Origin of the sequence: Pseudomonas sp. Pseusp97 (genome assembly GCF_047304025.1) — a bacterium.
In the GTDB taxonomy this organism is placed as follows: domain Bacteria; phylum Pseudomonadota; class Gammaproteobacteria; order Pseudomonadales; family Pseudomonadaceae; genus Pseudomonas.
Map to the genome: position 1 here is coordinate 1 of NZ_JBGLYK010000354.1, position 3,561 is coordinate 3,561.

6 protein-coding genes are annotated in these 3,561 nt (G+C 66.9%); all 6 read left to right on the forward strand.

Annotated features, from left to right (window positions below):
• The coding region (locus tag ACCC94_RS28680; RefSeq protein WP_413352978.1) for an SCP2 domain-containing protein at positions 1-478 on the forward strand (478 nt) is incomplete at its 5' end.
• Positions 475-2,085: a ubiquinone biosynthesis regulatory protein kinase UbiB gene (gene ubiB, locus ACCC94_RS28685; RefSeq protein WP_413352979.1), complete on the forward strand. Its 1,611-nt coding sequence runs from the start codon at positions 475-477 to the stop codon at positions 2,083-2,085. The genes ACCC94_RS28680 and ubiB, both read left to right, overlap by 4 nt.
• Positions 2,086-2,180: 95 nt before the next feature.
• Positions 2,181-2,594, forward strand: coding sequence for a phosphoribosyl-AMP cyclohydrolase (gene hisI, locus ACCC94_RS28690; protein ID WP_413352980.1), 414 nt, complete (start codon positions 2,181-2,183; stop codon positions 2,592-2,594).
• Positions 2,584-2,922, forward strand: coding sequence for a phosphoribosyl-ATP diphosphatase (locus ACCC94_RS28695; RefSeq protein ID WP_045212901.1), 339 nt, complete (start codon positions 2,584-2,586; stop codon positions 2,920-2,922). Before hisI ends, ACCC94_RS28695 begins: the two co-directional genes overlap by 11 nt.
• 27 nt (positions 2,923-2,949) lie before the next feature.
• The gene (locus ACCC94_RS28700; RefSeq protein ID WP_401088399.1) at positions 2,950-3,198 is read left to right on the forward strand and encodes a twin-arginine translocase TatA/TatE family subunit; all 249 of its coding nucleotides are present in this window, start codon (positions 2,950-2,952) and stop codon (positions 3,196-3,198) included.
• A gap of 3 nt (positions 3,199-3,201) precedes the next feature.
• Positions 3,202-3,561, forward strand: a 360-nt coding sequence (gene tatB / locus ACCC94_RS28705; RefSeq protein WP_413352981.1) for a Sec-independent protein translocase protein TatB, incomplete at its 3' end; no start/stop codon positions are given.

The following is a 3,561-nucleotide window of genomic DNA, read 5'->3' on the forward strand; positions in this document are numbered from 1 at the left end:
GTTCATCCTGCCCGACGCCGACGGCCTGCACCTGGCCGCGCACCATGAGGCGCCAGCCGACTGCACCCTCGTCGCGCCCGCCGGCAGCCTGCTGCAGCTGGCGCTGGCCAAGGACAAGAGCCGCGTCCTGCACAGCCCCGAAGTGACCATGGGCGGCGATAGCGCGATGCTGCTGGAGCTGGCCGACATCCTCCAGAGCCTGGAGCTGGACTGGGAATACGAAGTCTCCCGCTGGCTCGGCCCGGTGCCCGCGCACCTGCTCGGCGCGCGCCTGCGCGGCGGCATGGCCTGGGCCGGCGACAGCCTGGAAAGCCTGCGCCTGAGCCTTGCCGACTATCTCGCCGAGGAAAGCCGCAGCCTGGTCGGCCAGTACGAAGCCGAAGCGCGCTTCGCCGAGCTCGACCAGTTGAAGATCTCCCTCGACCGCCTCGACGCGCGGATCACCCGCCTGACCCAGAAGATCAAGCCCGACGCATGAAGCTGCTCGCTATTCGCCGCCTGCTGCGCATCCAGCGCATAGCCATCCGCTACCGACTGGACGACATGGTCCTCGACCTGCCCTTCCTGCCCTGGTGGCTGCGCCTGGCCGGCGGCCTGCTGCCGTGGCGCTGGCTGCCGCGCAAGCCGCTGGCGCTCAGCCGTGGCGCACGTCTGCGCCTGGCACTGGAAGACCTGGGACCGATCTTCATCAAGTTCGGCCAGATCCTTTCCACCCGCCGCGACCTGCTGCCGGACGACATCGCCCTGGAACTGGCCTTCCTGCAGGACAAGGTGCCGCCCTTCCCGCCGGAACTGGCCGTGGCGCTCATCGAGCAGCAGCTGGGCGCGAAGATCGAGCAGGTGTTCGCCCGCTTCGAGCGCGAGCCGCTGGCCTCCGCCTCGGTGGCGCAGGTGCACACCGCGCAGCTGAAGACCGGCGAGGAAGTGGTGGTGAAAGTCATCCGCCCGAACCTGGAACCGGTGATCCGCTCCGACATCGCCTGGCTGCACATCCTCGCGCGCACCGCCGAGCGAATCTCCGCCGATGCCCGCCGCCTGCACCCGGCCGAAGTCGTCAGCGACTACGAGAAGACCATCTACGACGAGCTGGACCTGCTGCGCGAAGCGGCCAACTCCTCGCAGCTGCGGCGCAACTTCGAAGGCTCGCCGCTGCTCTACGTGCCCCAGGTCTACTGGGACTGGTGCCGCCCCAAGGTGCTGGTGATGGAGCGCATCTACGGCATCCCGGTCACCGACCTGGAAACCCTGCGCGACCAGCGCACCGACTTCAAGGCGCTGGCCGAACGCGGCGTGGAAATCTTCTTCACCCAGGTCTTCCGCGACAGCTTCTTCCACGCCGACATGCACCCCGGCAACATCTTCGTCAGCACCCGCACGCCCTGGAGCCCGCAGTACATCGCGGTGGACTGCGGCATCGTCGGCAGCCTCACCGACGAGGACCAGGACTACCTGGCGCGCAACCTGATCGCCTTCTTCAAGCGCGACTATCGCAAGGTCGCCCAGCTGCACATCGACTCGGGCTGGGTGCCGGCGGAAACCAAGGTGAACGACTTCGAAGCGGCGATCCGCACCGTGTGCGAGCCGATCTTCGAGAAGCCGCTCAAGGACATCTCCTTCGGCCAGGTGCTGCTGCGCCTGTTCCAGACCGCGCGGCGCTTCAACATGGAAGTGCAGCCGCAGCTGGTCCTGCTGCAGAAGACCCTGCTGAACATCGAAGGCCTGGGCCGCCAGCTCTACCCCGAACTGGACCTGTGGACTACCGCCCAGCCCTACCTCGAGCGCTGGATGCGCGAGCGCGTCAGCCCCGGCACCCTGCTGCGCAATGCCCAGCAGCACCTGGAGCAGATTCCCCACCTGGCGCAGATGACCCGCGAGACGCTGGAACGCCTGTCGCGCGATCCCGATCCGGACAAGCGCCTGGTCATCGAGACCCACGACTCCGGCGCAGGCGCCTGGCCCGCGCGGCTGATCGGCGCGGTGCTGGTGGCCGGCGCCGCCGAAACCGGCCTCGCCACCCACAGCCTTGCAGCCTGGCCGGCGTGGGCAATGCTGGCCGGTGGTCTGTATCTGATTCTGCGCCGATAGCCAGTCGCCGCACTGGCTGGCACACTTAACCGCTGGACCAAGTGGCTTGCAAAGTGGCTCTGGGCGCTGCGCGCGCCCGCTGTACGGAACCCGAGATGAAAGACTGGCTGGACGAAATCAACTGGAATGCCGATGGACTGGTGCCGGCGATCGCCCAGGACCATCGCACCGGCCGCGTGCTGATGATGGCCTGGATGAACCGCGAGGCGCTCACCCTGACCGCCGCCGAAGGCCGCGCCATCTACTGGTCGCGCTCGCGCGGCAAGCTCTGGCGCAAGGGCGAGGAGTCCGGCCACGTGCAGAAGCTGCACGAGCTGCGCCTGGACTGCGACGCCGACGTGGTAATCCTGATGGTCGAGCAACTGGGCGGCATCGCCTGCCACACCGGCCGCGAAAGCTGCTTCTACCGGGTGTTCGAGAACGGCGCCTGGCAGACCGTCGACCCGGTCCTGAAGGACCCGGATGCCATCTACTCCCACGTAGGTACAGGAAAACCCCATGAGCACTGATACCCTCGCCCGTCTGGCGGAAGTCCTCGAAGCGCGCAAGAATGCCGCACCGGACAGCTCCTACGTGGCCAGCCTGTATCACAAGGGCCTGAACAAGATTCTGGAGAAAGTCGGCGAGGAATCGGTGGAAACCATCCTGGCCGCGAAAGACGCCGCCGCCAGCGGTGACTGCACGGACCTGATCTACGAAACGGCCGACCTCTGGTTCCACTCCCTGGTGATGCTCGCCGCCCTCGGCCAGCACCCGCAGGCGGTACTGGACGAGCTGGACCGCCGCTTCGGCCTTTCCGGGCATGACGAGAAAGCCGCGCGCCAGCCGTCAGCCTGAACCCGACAACTTTGCGAGGAATACAAGATGGGCATCTTTGACTGGAAACACTGGGTCGTCATCCTGATCGTCGTGGTCCTGGTCTTCGGCACCAAGCGCCTGAAGAACCTCGGTTCGGACGTCGGCGAAGCCATCAAGGGCTTCAAGAAGGCGATGAACACCGAGGAAGACGAGAAGAAGGACCCGAACGCCGCTGCCGGCACTCCGCCGCTGAACCAGCCGCACACCATCGACGCCCAGGCGCAGAAGGTCGAAGAGCCGGCGCGCAAGGACTGATTCATGTTCGGTATCAGCTTCAGCGAACTGCTGCTGGTGGGCCTCGTCGCCCTGCTGGTGCTCGGCCCCGACCGCCTGCCGGGTGCCGCGCGCACCGCCGGGCTGTGGATCGGCCGGCTCAAGCGCAGCTTCAACGCCATCAAGACGGAAGTGGAGCGCGAGCTGGGTGCGGATGAAATCCGTCGCCAGCTGCACAACGAACACATCCTGCAGATGGAACAGGAAGCCAGGAAGCTGATGGCGCCGTTGACCGACCTGCAGGAGCAGGCCCGGGAAACCTTCAATCCGCAGCAGCCTGCTGCCCGGCCGGAAGGCCAGGACGCGGCCACCGAGCCGCCCGCAGCGCCCTCCATCGCGCCCAAC

What these genes read in the sequence shown, in the direction of transcription:
- ubiB (WP_413352979.1), top strand. Translation starts at nt 475, where the DNA reads ATGAAGCTGCTCGCTATTCGCCGCCTGCTGCGCATCCAGCGCATAGCC.
- hisI (WP_413352980.1), top strand. Translation starts at nt 2,181, where the DNA reads ATGAAAGACTGGCTGGACGAAATCAACTGGAATGCCGATGGACTGGTG.
- ACCC94_RS28695 (WP_045212901.1), top strand. Translation starts at nt 2,584, where the DNA reads ATGAGCACTGATACCCTCGCCCGTCTGGCGGAAGTCCTCGAAGCGCGC.
- ACCC94_RS28700 (WP_401088399.1), top strand. Translation starts at nt 2,950, where the DNA reads ATGGGCATCTTTGACTGGAAACACTGGGTCGTCATCCTGATCGTCGTG.